A 16,477-nucleotide genomic window follows, 5' to 3' on the forward strand; every position below is an offset into this window, starting at 1 on the left:
GTATTCTGCGCCGGTCACTTCTTGTGGCGTGACCGGTATTGTGCAATCGCTTTCTTTATTGCTTCCGCCGTGTCGGGATCAACCGCAGCGGGTGCAGATGCTTTGGCACGTGGCGCCCTGGCCGGTGTCGCCGGCTCGGGCGGCGCGAATCGGCCAATGATTCTGGACATGATTCCGGTTGCGAATACCAGGATAACCAGGAATACGAACACGAAACCCATGCCTGCGATCATCAGGTCGACCGCCTGTGACATCAGCTCACTCATAACATGTGCTACCTGTGTTGAATGTGATGACTTTCCTCTGACAGCGGTGTCCCAACCCTTACCACAACTGGAACTAAGACCATTGTCGGAGGCAAAATCCTGCGTAATTTACCGTTTTATTCCTGACAGGGCAACTTGGTTATTGGCCGGAAACCCGCATTTTTCCAGCACTTCACATCCTGCAATTGGCATTACCACGTATTACCCCCTCATGGCAAAAAAGGCCTCTTCAGATCGCTTTCAAACCATTCGCACGCGGAATTTTCTGCCCTTGACGCGACCGTCTTCAAGCCGACTTAGCGCCTTTTTTGCGACCGCCGACTCAACGGCCACGAAACTCTGAAACGGATCGATGTGGATCTTGCCGACCACCTTCCCGGGCAGACCTGCCTCCCCTGTCAAGGCTCCCAGGATATCCCCGGGGCGCACCTTGTCCTTTTTGCCGCCAGACAGACAGAGCGTCACATATCGGGGCTTGATCGGTGCCAGGGGCACGGTCAGCAGCTCGTCCACCGACACGGGTTCGATGGTTTCTCCGGTGGACTGCTCCAATTGGGTGATCTTGTGCGCCCTGGCCGGTGTGAAAAAAGTGACGGCCAGCCCTTGCCGACCGGCACGCCCCGTCCGCCCAATGCGATGGGTGTGGGTTTCCGGCGACCGGGCAGGCTCAAGATTCACCACCAGCGGCAGGTCATCGATATCCAGCCCACGGGCCGCCACATCGGTAGCCACCAGAATCGTGCAGCTCTGGTTGGCGAACAGGGTCAGTACCAGGTCCCGCTCTTTCTGCTCCAGATCTCCGTGCAGCGGTCGGGCACTGAAACCGCTTCGGGTCAGTGAGGAGGCCACCGTGTCACAATCCTGTTTGGTGGCACAGAACACCAGACAGCCGGAAGGCTGCTCCCTGGACAGCAACCCCATAAGCGCTTCTGCCTCCTGACCCGGCGACAGTTCGTAGAACCGTTGTTGAAGGGTGGCTGTCGACTCTTCCCCCCCACTGACCGTCACACTGATCGGGTCTCGCTGATACCGGGTACTTAATCGGCGGATCGCCTCCGGCCAGGTGGCCGAGAACAGCAGCGTTTGCCGATCCTCCGGGCAATGAGAGGCAATGGATTCCACGGCTTCCTGGAAGCCCATGTCCAGCATTCGATCCGCTTCATCCAGCACCAGCATGTTCAACCGGTCAAGCGAGAGCGTGCCCTTGCGGAGATGATCCTGCACTCGCCCCGGAGTACCCACCACGATATGGGCACCATGGCTGAGTGAACCTATCTGCGGACCGATTGGCGTGCCGCCACACAGGGTCAGAATCTTGATGTTGTGGTAGGCCCGTGCCAGCTCCCGTAGTGCCTTGGCCACCTGATCGGCCAGTTCACGGGTGGGGCACAACACCAGAGCCTGTACCGCAAACCGTTTGGGATTGAGCCGCTCAACCATTCCGATACCGAAGGCGGCGGTTTTGCCCGATCCGGTGCGGGCCATGGCGATCACGTCCCGCCCTTCCAGCACCACCGGGATGGCCCCCTGTTGTATCGGCGTCGGGGATTCGAAGCCGAGCGTCGTCAGGTTGTCGAGCATGGCGCTGGACAGGCCAGGTATCTGGAATGTAGTCATGGGAGGTCCGGAAAGGAGAATGGAGGTTACGACAAGGGTCGTCAGACGCTTATAATACCGGAAACCGTCGTCAATTCAGAATCGCCCACGGAAACAAGCATGGCATCACTTCAGGAACAATTGCTCAAGGCTGGCCTTGCCGACGAGAAAAAGCTCAAGGCCCATCAGAAAGAAAAGAAGAAACAGCGTAAACAGCAACCCAAGGGCGCTGTCCAGCAGGACGAAACCAAGTTACGGGCTCAGCAGGCCCGGGAGGAAAAAGCCGAACGCGACCGGGAACTGAACCGTCAGCGCAACGAGGAAGCCCGGCGCAAGGCCATCGCCGCCCAGATCCGCCAACTGGTAGACACCAACCGCCTGGACCGCAGCCGCTGCGATACCGACTACCAGTTCGTTCACGGCAAGAAGATCAAGAAGATCCTGGTGGACGACACCATGACCGATCAGCTCTCACGGGGCCGGCTTGCGGTGGTTTTCGTCAATGACAACTATGAAGTGGTTCCGGAGCCGGTGGCCCGCAAGATCATGGAACGGGACGAGGCCGCCGTGGTGGTGCTGCACGAACGCCAGCAGCAGGCGGAGCAGGATGAGGACGACCCTTACGCGGGCTACGAGATTCCGGACGACCTGATGTGGTGATCACCATCCCGAGCCTTCCCTGGCACGGGATGGGGTGATATGTGGTTAGTCGCCGCTGCAGGCGGGCAGGTTGTCACGCCCGACCGATAGCGCGTTGTTGGTGAACTGGCAGCCGTAGTCCGGGTCGGCCACCACCTTCGGGTCCAGTACTTCGTCTCCGCCGGGTTTGGGACCGCCGTTAACCCAGGTCAGCCAGTCAATCGTGGCGGTGGCGATCTCGGTACCCGAAAAGTCACAATGGCTGGGCGCCCGGATGGCGCGCTGCACCAACAGATCACCGTTACCACGCAACTCCGCCCGTTTGCGATAAAGCTGCTGGTGTTTAAACGGCACGTAGAAGTCCCCCAGGGTGTGCATGGTCAACACCGGCACATCGAAATTGCCCTTCACCAGGGGCAGCCAGCGCACCCCATCCGTGCGGATCGGATTGGCCAGCAGGTCGGCGCGTTCCCGGTCAACCTCACGGTTGAAGCGCCACTCGTCCCAGGTGATACGGCGACCATCGGTCCAGCGATAGAAACGCCAGGTATTGTCATAGATATTCCGGGACAGGATGCCATTCAGCGTGCCATCGGCTCCGCCAGTGCCCAGCACCGCATACTGCAGACCGCCAACGCGGAAGCCATATTCGAAGATCGGACGCTCACCACCGGTCAGTTCCTCGGCAATGTGGAAGAGTCTGTCGCCGGCTTCACCTTTCGGCTCCCAGGCATTCTCCCCTTCCACCGCAACGAACAGCTCGCCAAGGATCAACGGCAACAGTTCCTGGAACTGGTCCTGGGGATAGTCGCCATAACCTGCCAGCTCCTGGGCCACACGGGTGTAGTCACCCAGCCAGTTGAACTGGTTCTGTTCCGCCTGACATAGCGGCATCGCTCCCTCATACCGGACCGGGTAACGGGCTGTGTACCGGGTTTCCTTTTCCACCGCTACCGCAGCGGTATGGCCTCCCATGGAGCCGCCGGCAATCAGGTACTGTTGCACGGCTCCATAGTCGCCCCCCCAGTCCTGCTCCAGGTAATCCGTCACCTCCAGGGCAAGCTTGTTGGTATCCTCCAGTGCGGCGCGCACGTCGTAGTAGTTGGCGGAATAGGATGAGGCTGCCCAGGCATACCCGGCGCCAAGGGCAACATTACGGAAGGGAACGCTGGGAACCACCCGCCTCAGGGTCTCGCCCTCCCCCCCGTAACCACGGGCCCACATGATCAGACCGCCATTCCAGTCCTCGGGAACTTCCACGGTATAGGCGGCCTCCCCCTGGATACCTTCATAGCGCCCCCAATGCCGGTTGGCATTGACAACCGCCTCGGACAACCCGGCGGCCGATGCATCAAAGGACAGGGGATCGGCAACGACAAATTCACGGCTATCGTGGTCACGGACCTGTTCAGGCCATTCCCACCAGATAGCATTGGCTGAGGTGGAAACACCCAGCAGAAGAGCGCTAAGACCCAGGGCGGCCAGCGAGAATCGTTTGTTGTTCAAGGTAACCTCCACTTTCCTTTTGTTGTTATAGATCGGACCAAAGCGCGTCCGACGAATATGCCATTTTGTGAGGCACGTCTAATTAAAGGGGAGGGATGATCGTTCAGCTAATACACCACACTCTTCTTTTAACACTATTTTGCATTTCGAGTATCTTTGGCGGCAGACCAGCAAGCGGATGTTTCAGGAAGGTTGGCCGGAGCCTCCGACGGGATGGGAGGGGTACAGATGCAGGCACCCACCGTGCCCGCACCTGTACCTCAGAGGGCAGTTTGATCAGGAACAGGCCGGGAGGCCCAGAGAATCCCGACCCTGGGTGGTGTCATTGACGGTATGGTCGCAACCGTACTCCGGATCGGCAACCACAGCCGGATCCAGTACCTCGTCACCATCAGGCTTGGCACCACCGTTTACCCAGGTCAGCCAGTCCACCAGCGCGGTCTGGATTTCCGTACCAGTGAAATCACAATGACCGGGCGCCCGGATAGCACGCTGTACCAGCATGTCGTCGGAACCATTTTCAATGGCACCCTCGCGATACAGTTGCTGGTGTCTGAACGGCACGTAGAAGTCACCCAGGGTGTGCATGGTCAGTACCGGAACGTCGAAATCACCCTGTACCAGCGGTATCCACCGGACACCGTCGTCCCGAAGCGGATTTACGCCAGCGTCGGCACTGATCCGTTCGATCTGGTCATTGAAGTTTTCTTCATCCACGGACATGGGATCACTGTCTGTCCAGCGATACCCCCGATCGGTATTGTCATAGATATTCCGGGCCAGGATGCCTGCGACGTCACCGCCGCTGCCGCCGCTTCCAAGCACCGCCCCCTGGAGCGCCGGATTCGGGAAACCGAAGTCATAGAAGATCGGGCGCTCTCCGCCTGTCAGGTTCATGGCAATGGTTTTCAGCCGCTCCCCTGCTTCATTCGGTTGATCCCAGTCCACATTAGCGCCATCTAACTCGAACAGGTTCGCCAACATGCTCGGAAGGTTCTGCTGGAAATCCTCGTAAGGCTCATCGCCATACCCGGACAGCTCCTGAATGACCCGGGGATAATCGCCCAGCCATTGGAACTGGTTCTGCTCCGCCTGACAGAACGGCGCCGCCCCCTGGTAGTCCACCTTATAGGCGGTTCGCTCCATGTTCTCACGATCAACCGCCGCCGCAGCGGTGTGTCCGCCCAGGGAGTACCCGGATATCAGGATCTGCTGAGGATCGTCATAGGCGTTGCCGAAATCCGTCTCGATGTAGTCCATCACTTCCAGGGCCAGCTTATTGGTATCCTCGATGGCCGCACGCACATCGTAGTAGTTGGCGGAATAGGATGAAGCCGCCCAGGCATAACCAGCCGCCAGTACCGTCGCCCGCCAGGCGGCGTCCGGAACGGACACCTCCAGGGTTTCGCCCGTCCCGCGATAGCCGTGGGTGTACATGATCAATCCATGGCCATTCCAGCCGTCGGGAATCTCGGCTGCGTAGACAGCCGGCCCCTGGAGGCCCTCATAGGTGCCGTAGTAGGCCGACGCCGAGGGAGACGCCGAGAACGAGATATCGGTTGCGGGTGCAAACTCGCGGGAGTCATGGGTTCGTGTGACTTCAGAGTCATCATCGCCACCACTGCTGCCGCCACCGCAGGCCGCCAGCATGGACGTGGTCAACAACCCAGCAGTAATCGCAAACCCAAGTTTGTTTTTGTTCAAGGTAAACCTCCGACTTTTATTGTTGTATCTTGGCCGACAAGATATTCCGCCATGCGGAATATCATTTTGTACAACCAGAGATTATTAGAAGGGAGGAAAGAACGTTCCGCGAACACTTGAGATACACATGTATCTACGCTATGCGTTTTTGGTGTTACTTTTGATGAAAATTTGCATTCCTGTGGCAAACGGAATGTTTGTGCCGCACAACGAAAAACGCCTCAGCCAGAGGGGTGCTCCAGACTGAGGCGTTTCTGTATAAATGGCGCGGCTGGGAGGATTAGGCGGGCCTGCGACCCTTCCCCTTCGGGGCCGTCGTCGCTTGGCTCCGACGTTCCTCCGCACGCTTCGCGTGCTCCGGTCGAACCTCTATCGGTTCAAATCCTCCCAGTAGACAACGAAAAACGCCTCAGCCAGAGGGGTGCTCCAGACTGAGGCGTTTCTGTATAAATGGCGCGGCTGGGAGGATTCGAACCTCCGACCGCCTGGTTCGTAGCCAGGTACTCTATCCAGCTGAGCTACAGCCGCGCATCAAACTTTTAAGCTTTCGATAGCCTGGTTCGTGGCCAGGTGCTTTATCCAGCCGGCCGGCGCTCCGGGGAGCTACAGCCGCGCATCAAACTCTAAACTTTTCGTCGAACCTCTTCCGGTTCGAATCCCATCGAACTCCAAAGCTTGTCGCGCTTTCCGGATTCACGATGAGACTGTGCAATAAGTGGCGCGGCTGGGAGGATTCGAACCTCCGACCGCCTGGTTCGTAGCCAGGTACTCTATCCAGCTGAGCTACAGCCGCGCATCAAACTTCTAAGCTTTCGATCGAATCTTCGACCGCCTGGTTCGTAGCCAGGTGCTTTATCCAGCCGACCGGCGCTCCGGGGAGCTACAGCCGCGCATCAGATTTAGCTATTCAGCGAGCCTGAGGCCGCCTGGTCGATTGCTATCTCAACCTGTCGCCAGTTTCCCTCCTTTATAGAAGGAAAAATGGCGGAGAGGGAGGGATTCGAACCCTCGGTACGATTGCTCGTACGGTTCCTTAGCAGGGAACTGGTTTCAGCCACTCACCCACCTCTCCGTGACAACGGCGCGTATACTACCATAATTTTTCTGTTTTCATAGGGTTGACACAGAATTTTTCTGGACGCCTGGGCCATCCCCTCAATCCATAACGAAAAAACCGCCACGGCCTGTTGTCATGGCGGTTTTCGGACGATAACAGCCTTTAACCCGGCCGGTTACGTCTCTCAGCGATTGCCGGGCTCGGGGCCTTCAGGGTCGCCTTTTTCGCTTTGGATACGCTGGTAGATTTCTTCACGGTGTACGGCCACTTCTTTCGGCGCGTTCACACCAATACGTACCTGGTTTCCTTTCACACCCAGTACGGTGACTGTTACTTCGTCACCGACCATCAGGGTTTCGCCTACGCGGCGGGTCAAGATCAACATGTCCTTTACTCCCTATTCCAGAGCTACCTGTTCCGACTTGAACAATTAGTTACCAATTTATATTGGGATGCACCTGACCAAAAGTCGCACAATCCCTTACAGGCAATAGTGTGACGACTTAAAGACGGGTTTGGTTCCCTTTCTTATAGCGAGACCCTGGCGGACCGACCTGTTTATCCGCCTTTTTCAGGCCTCTGTCCCGGCTGATTGCAGATCAAACGCGCTATGAAGCGCCCTCACTGCCAGCTCAAGATACTTCTCGTCGATCACCACCGACACCTTGATTTCAGAGGTGGAGATCATACGGATATTGATACCTTCGTTGGACAGCGCCTCGAACATGCGGGTCGCTACCCCGGCGTGTGAGCGCATGCCCACGCCCACGATGCTGACCTTGGCAATCCTGTCGTCGCCGTTCACTTCCCGGGCACCCAGTTCCCTGGCCAGTTTCTCCAGGATCTCACGGGTGCGACGGTAATCGTTGCGGTGAACGGTGAACGTGAAGTCGGTGTGGTTATCGGCCCCCACGTTCTGGACGATCATGTCCACTTCTATGTTCGCATCGCTGACCGGCTTGAGAATACGAAGCGCGATGCCCGGCGTATCAGGCACTCCCGCCATGGTCAGTTTGGCTTCATCTCGGTTAAATGCAATTCCTGAAACAACCGGTTGTTCCATGGCGCTGTCATCCTCAAAGGTAATCAGGGTGCCTTCGCCCTCCTGGAAGGAAGATAGCACCCGTAACGGAACATTGTACTTGCCGGCAAATTCCACGGCCCGGATCTGCAATACCTTGGAGCCAAGGCTCGCCATTTCAAGCATTTCCTCGAAGGTAATGCGATCCAGGCGACGGGCGGAATCCACCACCCTCGGATCCGTTGTGTAGACACCATCCACATCGGTGTAGATCTGGCATTCGTCCGCCTTCAGCGCCGCCGCCAGGGCCACCGCGGTGGTATCCGAACCACCCCGCCCCAGGGTGGTAATATTGCCCTGCTCATCGACCCCCTGGAAACCGGCCACAACCACGACACGACCCTTGTCCAGATCGCCGCGCATATTGCGCTCGTCGATGTCCTGGATGCGCGCCTTGGTGTGGGCGCTGTCCGTGAGGATCCGCACCTGGGACCCGGTGTAGGATCGGGCATCACACCCCTGCTTCTGCAGGGCCATGGACAGCAGCGCAATAGTAACCTGCTCTCCGGTGGACACCAGCACGTCCATCTCGCGGGGCGTGGGCTCCTCCATGATGTCATTGGCCAGGGCGATCAGGCGGTTGGTCTCGCCGCTCATGGCGGACACCACCACGACAATGTCGTGCCCCTGGTTACGGAACCGGCAGACCTTCTCCGCAACCGCCTCAATCCGTTCGACGGAGCCGACGGATGTACCTCCGAATTTCTGAACCAGAAGAGCCATGTCCTTCCCTAATATCCGGTCAGGGATACCAAGCAGCCCGACCCGGCTACCACCGGAATCGGGCTGCCCCAACGGCCAGACACTAGTGTCCCGCCACCCAAAAAACCGCGGAATTATACACTCGCTTAAAAGCGGAATAACAGTCGCGGAGAAGCGATTTCACATTTGGCTTCAGCCAGCGTTTTCCTCAACCCAGCCAGCAACACTCTCAAGGGCAGCGGGTAGCGCATCAGGGTTGTTGCCGCCACCCTGGGCCATATCGGGACGACCGCCCCCCTTTCCGTCCACCTGGCCGGCCAGGTGTTTCATCAGGTCACCGGCCTTGATGCGGGAGGTGGCGGACTTGGTGACACCAGCTACCAGGGTGATCTTGCCATCCTCCACACTGGCCAGCACCACCACGCCCTCACCCAGCTTGTTCTTGAGCTGGTCGGCCGTCTCCATCAGCGACTTGCGGTCGGCTCCGTCGAGCTGGGCGGCCACCACCTTCAGGCCCTTGACGTCCACCGCCGAGCCCGCCAGATCGGCACCGGCGGAACTGGCCAGTTTGCCCTTCAGCTGTTCCACTTCCTTTTCCAGCTGACGGCCGCGGTCAATTACCGCCTGGACCTTTTCCACCACGGTCTCACGGCTGCCCCGGACCAGCTTGCCGACCCGGTTGAGGGTGTCTTCGGTCTCGGTTATCCAGCGCAGGGCGCCAAAACCGGTCACCGCCTCGATACGCCGTACGCCGGCGGAGATACCGCTTTCGGAGGTAATGCGGAACAGGCCAATATCGCCGGTGCGGGCAACATGGGTGCCACCGCACAGCTCAATGGAGTAGTCGTCGGCCCCCATGCTCAGCACCCGCACGGTGTCGCCATACTTCTCGTCGAACAGCGCGATGGCGCCCTTCTCCCTAGCGCTCTCCATGTCCATCAGGTCGGTCTGGACAGGGGTATTGGCCAGGACCTGCTCATTGACCTGGCGCTCGATCTCACGCAGCTGCTCCTCCGTGACCGGCTCGAAATGGGAAAAGTCGAAACGCAGCTTGTCCGGGTCCACCAGCGACCCCTTCTGGCTCACGTGCTCACCCAGCACATTGCGCAGGGCGGCGTTCATCAGGTGAGTGGCGGAGTGGTTCTTCTTGGTGTCCTCGCGGCGCCTGTGATCAATGCGGGCATCCACCTCCTGTCCGGCGGTGAAGTCACCCTCCACCACGGTGCCGATGTGCAGGTGGTTGTCGCCTTCCTTGCGGGTATCGTTGACCTGGAAGCAGCCACCACTCCAGGTCAGCAGGCCGGTGTCCCCCACCTGCCCGCCGGATTCGGCGTAGAAGGGTGTGCGTTCCAGCACGATCACCGCCTCGTCGCCGGCCTCGGCCGGTTTTTCCTCGCCATCCACCAGCACGGTGCGGATGATCTCGTGGCCGTCGATACGCTCGTAGCCGGTAAACTCGGTCTTGCCTTCCAGCTTGATGCCGGCGGTGTTGTAGTCGATGCCGAACTTGCTGGCGGCGCGGGCCCGTTCCCGCTGCTGTTCCATGGCCTTCTCGTAGCCCTCATAGTCCAGCGTCAGGCCCCGCTCGCGGGCAATGTCGTTGGTCAGGTCCACCGGGAAGCCATAGGTGTCGTACAGGGTGAAGATGGTCTCACCGGGGATCTCGCTGCCCTTCAGGTCGGCAATATCCTGCTCCAGAAGACGCAGGCCCTTGTCCAGGGTCTTGGCAAACTGCTCCTCTTCCTGCAGCAGCACCTTTTCAATCTGTTTCTGGCTGCTGCGCAGTTGCGGGTAGGCATCGCCCATCAGGCCCACGAGCGCAGCCACCAGTTTGTGGAAGAAAGCCTCCCTGGCGCCCAGCTTGTTGCCGTGGCGGGCCGCGCGGCGGATGATGCGGCGCAGCACGAAGCCCCGGCCTTCGTTGGACGGCATGACACCATCGGCAATCAGGAAGGCACAGGAGCGGATGTGGTCCGCCACCACCCGCAGGGAGGCTTCGGTGGTGTCGACGCCACCCAGCACATCAGAGGCCGCCTTCAGCAGGTCCTGGAACAGGTCGATCTCATAGTTGCTGTGGACGCCCTGCAGTACCGCGGTGATGCGCTCCAGGCCCATGCCGGTATCCACCGAGGGCTTGGGCAGCGGCAGCATGTCGCCGTTTGCCTGGCGGTTGTACTGCATGAACACCACGTTCCAGATCTCGATATAGCGGTCGCCGTCTTCCTCCGGACTGCCGGGAGGGCCACCGGCCACATCCGGGCCATGGTCGTAGAAGATCTCGGTGCAGGGACCACAGGGGCCGGTATCGCCCATCTGCCAGAAGTTGTCGGAGGCGTAGCGGGCGCCCTTGTTGTCGCCGATACGCACGATGCGGTCCGCCGGAACGCCGATTTCCCGATTCCAGATATCGTAGGCTTCCTCGTCTTCCGCATAGACGGTGACCCACAGTTTTTCCTGGGGCAGTTTCAGCCACTGCTCACCGGTCAGGAAGGTCCAGGCAAAGTTGATGGCCTCACGCTTGAAGTAGTCGCCGAAACTGAAGTTGCCCAACATCTCAAAGAAGGTATGGTGCCGGGCGGTGTACCCCACGTTCTCCAGGTCATTGTGCTTGCCACCGGCCCGCACACACTTCTGGGAGGTGGTGGCACGAACGTAATCCCGCTCCTCGCGACCCAGGAAGACGTCCTTGAACTGATTCATGCCCGCATTGGTAAACAGCAGGGTGGGATCATCCTGTGGCACCAGCGAACTGCTCGGAACGATGGTATGCCCCTGCTGTTCAAAATACTTGAGAAACGCCTGACGCAACTCTGCGGTTTTCATAGACCTTTGATACCTTTCCAGAAACCCGGCGGAATACCCGCCAGGGCCGCGTTTAATAAGGAATAATTACATGCGTGTGCAAATCCGCTACTCTAGCACACGCCGAAATCAGGAAAAACGTGAAACCACCCAGGAGCCCCAATGCCCCGACGCTTCCACGACGCCGAGGAACTGCTTCCCCCCGCCACCGCGCTCAAGCGTGCTCTGGCCATTGTCTACGACGGCCTGATCTGCATTGCCGTGCTGCTACTCGCCACCTGGGCCTACCTGATGATCGCCGGCTGGATCACCGGCTGGGACCGGTACGAGCAGATGGCGGAAGCCGGCGAGCTCTCGGGTGGCCCGGGCCTCACTTTTGTACTGTTCCTGGTACTTTACCTGTTCTTTGCCTATTTCTGGACACGCATCGGCCAGACCCTCGGCATGCAGGTCTGGCGCATCCGTATCGAGAACCTTGATGGCACCTCGGTGAGCTGGACCCAGGCACTGTTGCGCTATGGTACGGCGGCCGCCGCCACCTTTCTCGCCATGCTGGCCGGCCACTACATCGGAACGGTCACGCTTTTGCTGACCATCCCGTTGCTGGTGTCACTGTTCTACCCCATCAACGGGCTGTCATTGACGGACCGGACCTCCAACAGTGTCGTGGTTGCCCTGGCGAAGGAAAAGAAGGCCGGCGGCAAGGCCTGATCAGCCCGCCCGGCGCATAAGCCAGGCGCCGATCAGGCCGTTGATCACGATCGGAATCAGGATGGCGAGGATCGGATTGAACCCGAACACCAGACTCATGGGCCCCAGCAGATCCTGCATGTACTTGAACAGCAGTCCGACGATCAGCCCGGTAAACACCCGGAAGCCCATGGTGACCGACCGCAGCGGGCCAAAGATGAACGAAATGGCCACGATGACCATCACGGCCGTGCCCACCGGCATCAGTACCTTCTTCCAGAATGCCAGCCAGTACTGGCCGGACGTCAGGCCCTGCTGATCCAGGTAACGGGCGTAAGTGAACAGACCACCCAGGGGCAGGTTCTCGGGCTTGACCACCAGCACACTGAGCACCTCCGGCGTCAGCCCGCTGTCCCACCGTTCCTGGTCAACCCTTTCCTGCCGGGTACCGTCCCGGGACAGGAAGGTCCTGCGCACATCCTGTAGCAGCCAGTGATCGCCCCGGTAGGTCGCCGATGCCGCGTAGCTGGCCGTCACCAGCCAACGGTCGTCATTAAACCGGAACAGGGCAACGCCATGCAGGTCACCGTCCGGCTGCACCGCGTTGAGATGGATAAAGGTATCCCCTTCCCGGTGCCAGACACCACTGGCATCGGCGATATTGCCGGAGCCGCCCCGGGCCACCGCCTTCTGGCTCTGGGCCATCCGTTCGGCCGGGGGTGCCACGTATTCGCCGATCACCACGCCGATCAGCACAATGACCAGCGCCGGCTTCATGGCGGACCAGACGATACGGCGAATGGAAACGCCGGCCGCGCGGATCACCGTCAGCTCGGAGGAACTGGCCATGGCCCCCAGACCCACCAGGCAGCCCATGAACGCCCCCAGGGGCAGGTAGTCATAGATTCGCCGGGGCAGCGTCAGCAGCATGTACAGGACCGCCTCCATGGCCTGGTAGTCGTTGCGGGTGTCGTCCAGCTCCGCGATGTAGCCGAACACCAGGTCCAGGGACAGCACCACCAGCATGACCAGGAACATGGCGCCGCCAACATTTCCCATGATGTACCGGTCAAGCCTGCGCACGGGCACCTCCTTCGCGCTCAAGCCGCCGTCGATGGAGCCAGGCGGGGCCGAACTGCAGCCACAGCCCCAGAGCCAGGAACAGCAGATGCACCCAGGCCATGCCGATCCATTCAGGCACCTTGCCGGACGCCAGGGCATCACGGGCCACGATGAGCAGCCCCAAGTAGAGGATGTAGATCATCATCGCCGGTAACAGGTGGAAAAAGCGCCCCTGCCTCGGATTTACCCGGCTCAGGCGCACGGCAAGCAGGGTCACCACCGGAACAATCAGCGGCAGCGAAAAACGCCAGTGCAACAGTGCCCGCAGTTCCGGGTCATCCGATTCCATCAGTTGCGCGGTACTCATGCCCTCTTCATCCTCGCCACCCCGGGCATCCTGCTCGGCGACCTTGAGACCATAGGCCTGGAATTCGGTGATGGCGTAGTCCAGCTCGCCGGGCAGCCCCTGGAAACGCGCCCCGTCCTGCAGCACCAGGAAGCGGCTTCCGGTGTCCTCGTCCACGAACTGGGAGCCCTCCTCGGCCACCACCAGGCTCAACTGCTGGTCGGCCTCCGAATACTCCGCGATAAACACGCCCTGGAGCTTGCGCTTGTCATCACTGAGGGCCTCGGTGTAGGTCACCCGCCCCCCGGAATCCAGGGCCTGGAACCGCCCCGGGGCCAGCATCTCGAACTCCGTCACCTGACTCTGCTCGTGGAAGATCCGCTCCACGTTCTTCATGCCCCAGGGGGTAACCCACAGGCTCATGGCCCCCACCACCAGCATCACCACCAGCGCCGCGATCAGGGTATGACCCAGGACCTGGCGATCACTGACACCACAGGCGAACAGCACGGTCATCTCGCTTTCCAGGTACATGCGGCCATAGGCGAGCAGGATGCCGATAAAGAACCCCAGGGGCAGGATCAGTTCGAGGAAACCGGGAAACCGGTAGGCCATGATGGCAAACAGCACATCCCCGGCCAGCTCGCCGGCGGCTGCCTCGGCCAGGTACTTGATAAACCGGCCACTCATGAACACCAGCAGCAGCACACCGGAGACGGCGAGCATGGTGATCAGGGTCTGTCGGGTCAGATAGCGGAAGATGATGCTCAACAATGGCCTCGCAAAGGGCAGTCACCGGCATAAAGGGAATGCGGGCTATTCTATGGAACCTGCCCGCCAAATGACAGGGGCGCCCCGGAATAACTCCCAGGGTATAAACCATAGCCGCAACACCGCAAAGTGCTTGATAAATCGGGAACAGACCCCGATGCTATAGGGATCATTCTGACACCTTGCCGACAACCTTCAGGAGTCGCCATGAATTTCACGCTCAGCAGCAAAGCCATCAGCAGTGCCAAAACCGATTGCCTGGTCGTCGCCGTTCCCGAGAAAGGCGAATGGCCCGCGTCCACCACCCAGGCCGACGAGGCCATGGGCGGCCAGCTCAAGGCCCTGCACAAGAGTGGTGACATTACCGGCAAGACCGCCAGTACCCTGCTGATCCCCACCGCAGACACGCCCTGGAGCCGTGTGCTGGTAGTGGGCAGCGGCAGCAACGCGGGTCGCAAGCCGGCGGACTACCGCAAGGCCCTGGTCGCCATGGCGGGTTCGCTCAAGGACGGCGCCGCCAAGAACGCGGTTGTCGCCCTGGCCGACACCCCACTTATCGGCGAGGACGCCACCACCTCCGAGGCCGCGAAGCTCAACCTGATTGGCCGCACCCTGGAGGAGCAGTTCTACACTTTCTTCGATTTCAAGAGTGAAAAGCCACCCAAGCGCAACCTCACCAAGATGACCGTGCTGGCCTCCGGTGCCGGCAAGGCCTTGAAGGACGCCTTCAACCTGGGCCTGGCCACCGGCCGCGGCATGAACTTCACCCGTGACCTGGGCAATACCCCGGCCAACGTCTGTCACCCGAGCTGGCTGGCCGACCGGGCAAAGGAGCTGGCCAAGGAAAACGAGGTCATCAAAACCGAGATTCTCGACGAAAAGCAGATGAAGAAGCTGGGTATGAACAGCCTGCTGTCCGTATCCGCCGGCAGCGCCCAGCCCGCCCGCCTGATTGTCATGGAATACCGGGGCGGCAAGGCCAAGGACAAACCCTATGTGCTGGTCGGCAAGGGCATCACCTTTGATACCGGCGGTATCAGCCTGAAGCCCGGCGAAGGCATGGACGAAATGAAGTACGACATGGGCGGCGCCGCCGCAGTGTTCGGCACCATGAAGACCATTGCCGAGACCAGACCAAAGATCAACGTGGTGGCCGTGGTGGCCGCCGCCGAGAACATGCCCAGCGGCACCGCCACCCGCCCCGGCGATATCGTCACCTCCATGTCCGGGCAGACCATCGAGATCCTGAACACCGACGCCGAGGGCCGGCTGGTGCTGTGTGATGCTCTCACCTACGTCAAGAAGTACGATCCGGAAGTGGTGGTGGATATGGCCACCCTCACCGGCGCCTGCATCATTGCCCTGGGCAGTCATGCCACCGGCCTGCTGGCCAACAACGACGCCCTGGCGGACGACCTGCTGGCCGCTGGTGAACGCTCCGGCGACCGGGCCTGGCGCCTGCCCCTGTGGGACGAATACCAGAGCCAGCTGGACAGCAATTTCGCCGATATGCAGAACATCGGCGGCCGACCTGCCGGCACCATCACTGCCGGCTGCTTCCTGTCCCGGTTCGCCAGGGACTATCGCTGGGCGCACCTGGACATCGCCGGTACCGCCTGGCTCTCCGGTAAGGCCAAAGGCTCCACCGGTCGCCCCGTACCGCTGCTGGTCGACTACCTGATGTCCAATGCCGGAAAGTAACACCCCGTCCGGAACCGGCGGCAACGGGAACCGATCGTACTGGTTCCATATCCTTGCCGGTGCCAGCCCGGCGGACCGCAACCTCCATGCGGTCCGCCTGGTGGACAAGGCCTGGCAGCAGGGAGACCGGGTCTGCATCGCCTGCGATCAGTACAGCCACGCCGAGGAGCTGGACGACCTGTTGTGGAACTTCGCACCGGATGCCTTCATCCCCCACAGCATTGTGCCCGACGCCACCACCCGCTGCCCTGACCCGGTGGGCATCCTGCTATGCGAGCCAGCGGCGGATGACTGGGACACAGTCGTTATCCTGTCCGCCAAGCTGCCGGCGGACGCCGATCGCTTCCGGCGGCTGGCCCTGGTGGCCCACAACGACCCGCAAACGCTGAGTACCGCACGCTCCCAGTTCAAGCAGTTAAGGGCATTGGGTATTGAGCCCAGGGTTCATGATCAGAGAAAGCGATAAGCGCCCGGCAGCGCACTCCAAACCTTTCGCAGCCCGCCAAAAACATCGGCCTGCATCGACTGCCGCCCATTCGCCGCAACACCAGTGA

General features: G+C 60.3%; 13 protein-coding genes and 3 tRNA genes. 4 read left to right on the top strand and 12 right to left on the bottom strand.

Going from position 1 to position 16,477, the window contains the following annotated elements; translation table 11 throughout:
• Nucleotides 1-14: 14 nt before the first annotated feature.
• Both ACJO3T_RS08715 and dbpA read right to left on the bottom strand, forming a co-directional pair.
• The gene (locus ACJO3T_RS08715) at nt 15-266 is read right to left on the bottom strand and encodes an OadG family protein (RefSeq protein ID WP_406964618.1); all 252 of its coding nucleotides are present in this window, start codon (nt 264-266) and stop codon (nt 15-17) included.
• A gap of 240 nt (nt 267-506) precedes the next feature.
• Nucleotides 507-1,883, bottom strand: a complete 1,377-nt coding sequence (dbpA, locus tag ACJO3T_RS08720) for an ATP-dependent RNA helicase DbpA (RefSeq protein ID WP_406964616.1) — start codon at nt 1,881-1,883, stop codon at nt 507-509.
• 99 nt (nt 1,884-1,982) lie between these two features.
• Between dbpA and ACJO3T_RS08725 the strand changes: the two genes are divergently transcribed.
• A complete protein-coding gene (locus ACJO3T_RS08725; protein WP_406964614.1) occupies nt 1,983-2,522 on the top strand; it encodes a DUF2058 domain-containing protein in 540 nt (179 codons plus the stop codon).
• A 45-nt stretch (nt 2,523-2,567) separates the two neighbouring features.
• On the opposite strand, the gene ACJO3T_RS08730 is transcribed toward ACJO3T_RS08725, so the two are convergent.
• From ACJO3T_RS08730 to alaS, 8 genes are all read right to left on the bottom strand, one after another.
• Nucleotides 2,568-4,007, bottom strand: coding sequence for an alpha/beta hydrolase (locus ACJO3T_RS08730; protein ID WP_406978321.1), 1,440 nt, complete (start codon nt 4,005-4,007; stop codon nt 2,568-2,570).
• A gap of 276 nt (nt 4,008-4,283) precedes the next feature.
• On the bottom strand, nt 4,284-5,711 hold the full coding sequence (locus tag ACJO3T_RS08735) for an alpha/beta hydrolase (protein ID WP_406978322.1): 1,428 nt from the start codon (nt 5,709-5,711) through the stop codon (nt 4,284-4,286).
• 451 nt (nt 5,712-6,162) lie between these two features.
• A tRNA-Arg gene (locus ACJO3T_RS08740) sits at nt 6,163-6,239 on the bottom strand.
• A 188-nt stretch (nt 6,240-6,427) separates the two neighbouring features.
• Nucleotides 6,428-6,504, bottom strand: a tRNA-Arg gene (locus tag ACJO3T_RS08745).
• Between the two features lie 189 nt (nt 6,505-6,693).
• Nucleotides 6,694-6,783: transfer RNA gene (locus ACJO3T_RS08750), tRNA-Ser, on the bottom strand.
• Nucleotides 6,784-6,952: 169 nt separating this feature from the next.
• Nucleotides 6,953-7,153 (bottom strand): carbon storage regulator CsrA, encoded by a 201-nt coding sequence (gene csrA / locus ACJO3T_RS08755; RefSeq protein ID WP_406964611.1) that lies wholly within the window; start codon nt 7,151-7,153, stop codon nt 6,953-6,955.
• Between the two features lie 186 nt (nt 7,154-7,339).
• Nucleotides 7,340-8,572: an aspartate kinase gene (locus tag ACJO3T_RS08760; RefSeq protein ID WP_406964610.1), complete on the bottom strand. Its 1,233-nt coding sequence runs from the start codon at nt 8,570-8,572 to the stop codon at nt 7,340-7,342.
• A 171-nt stretch (nt 8,573-8,743) separates the two neighbouring features.
• Nucleotides 8,744-11,374 carry an alanine--tRNA ligase gene (alaS, locus tag ACJO3T_RS08765; RefSeq protein WP_406978323.1) on the bottom strand — a complete coding sequence of 877 codons (2,631 nt, stop codon included), beginning with the start codon at nt 11,372-11,374 and terminating at the stop codon, nt 8,744-8,746.
• 141 nt (nt 11,375-11,515) lie between these two features.
• On the opposite strand from alaS, the gene ACJO3T_RS08770 reads away from it, so the two are divergent.
• Nucleotides 11,516-12,064, top strand: a complete 549-nt coding sequence (locus ACJO3T_RS08770; protein ID WP_406964607.1) for an RDD family protein — start codon at nt 11,516-11,518, stop codon at nt 12,062-12,064.
• On the opposite strand, the gene lptG is transcribed toward ACJO3T_RS08770, so the two are convergent.
• Together lptG and lptF are read right to left on the bottom strand one after the other, a co-directional pair.
• Complete coding sequence (gene lptG, locus ACJO3T_RS08775; protein WP_406964605.1) at nt 12,065-13,126, bottom strand: LPS export ABC transporter permease LptG; 1,062 nt, start codon at nt 13,124-13,126, stop codon at nt 12,065-12,067.
• Nucleotides 13,113-14,222 (bottom strand): LPS export ABC transporter permease LptF, encoded by a 1,110-nt coding sequence (gene lptF, locus ACJO3T_RS08780; protein WP_406964603.1) that lies wholly within the window; start codon nt 14,220-14,222, stop codon nt 13,113-13,115. Before lptF ends, lptG begins: the two co-directional genes overlap by 14 nt.
• A 207-nt stretch (nt 14,223-14,429) precedes the next feature.
• Here lptF and ACJO3T_RS08785 point away from each other — a divergent pair, with 207 nt between their 5' ends.
• Together ACJO3T_RS08785 and ACJO3T_RS08790 are read left to right on the top strand one after the other, a co-directional pair.
• Nucleotides 14,430-15,923 carry a leucyl aminopeptidase gene (locus ACJO3T_RS08785; protein ID WP_406978324.1) on the top strand — a complete coding sequence of 498 codons (1,494 nt, stop codon included), beginning with the start codon at nt 14,430-14,432 and terminating at the stop codon, nt 15,921-15,923.
• Nucleotides 15,910-16,389 (top strand): DNA polymerase III subunit chi, encoded by a 480-nt coding sequence (locus ACJO3T_RS08790; protein WP_406964601.1) that lies wholly within the window; start codon nt 15,910-15,912, stop codon nt 16,387-16,389. Before ACJO3T_RS08785 ends, ACJO3T_RS08790 begins: the two co-directional genes overlap by 14 nt.
• Nucleotides 16,390-16,477 lie beyond the last annotated feature (88 nt).

Origin of the sequence: Marinobacter shunpengi (assembly GCF_045449715.1) — a bacterium.
Classification (GTDB): Bacteria; Pseudomonadota; Gammaproteobacteria; order Pseudomonadales; family Oleiphilaceae; genus Marinobacter.

Excerpts from the sequence above, each read along its gene's own strand:
- ACJO3T_RS08715 (WP_406964618.1), bottom strand. The coding sequence starts at position 266 with ATGAGTGAGCTGATGTCACAGGCGGTCGACCTGATGATCGCAGGCATG.
- dbpA (WP_406964616.1), bottom strand. The coding sequence starts at position 1,883 with ATGACTACATTCCAGATACCTGGCCTGTCCAGCGCCATGCTCGACAAC.
- ACJO3T_RS08770 (WP_406964607.1), top strand. The coding sequence starts at position 11,516 with ATGCCCCGACGCTTCCACGACGCCGAGGAACTGCTTCCCCCCGCCACC.
- ACJO3T_RS08760 (WP_406964610.1), bottom strand. The coding sequence starts at position 8,572 with ATGGCTCTTCTGGTTCAGAAATTCGGAGGTACATCCGTCGGCTCCGTC.
- csrA (WP_406964611.1), bottom strand. The coding sequence starts at position 7,153 with ATGTTGATCTTGACCCGCCGCGTAGGCGAAACCCTGATGGTCGGTGAC.
- ACJO3T_RS08725 (WP_406964614.1), top strand. The coding sequence starts at position 1,983 with ATGGCATCACTTCAGGAACAATTGCTCAAGGCTGGCCTTGCCGACGAG.
- ACJO3T_RS08785 (WP_406978324.1), top strand. The coding sequence starts at position 14,430 with ATGAATTTCACGCTCAGCAGCAAAGCCATCAGCAGTGCCAAAACCGAT.
- ACJO3T_RS08790 (WP_406964601.1), top strand. The coding sequence starts at position 15,910 with ATGCCGGAAAGTAACACCCCGTCCGGAACCGGCGGCAACGGGAACCGA.
- alaS (WP_406978323.1), bottom strand. The coding sequence starts at position 11,374 with ATGAAAACCGCAGAGTTGCGTCAGGCGTTTCTCAAGTATTTTGAACAG.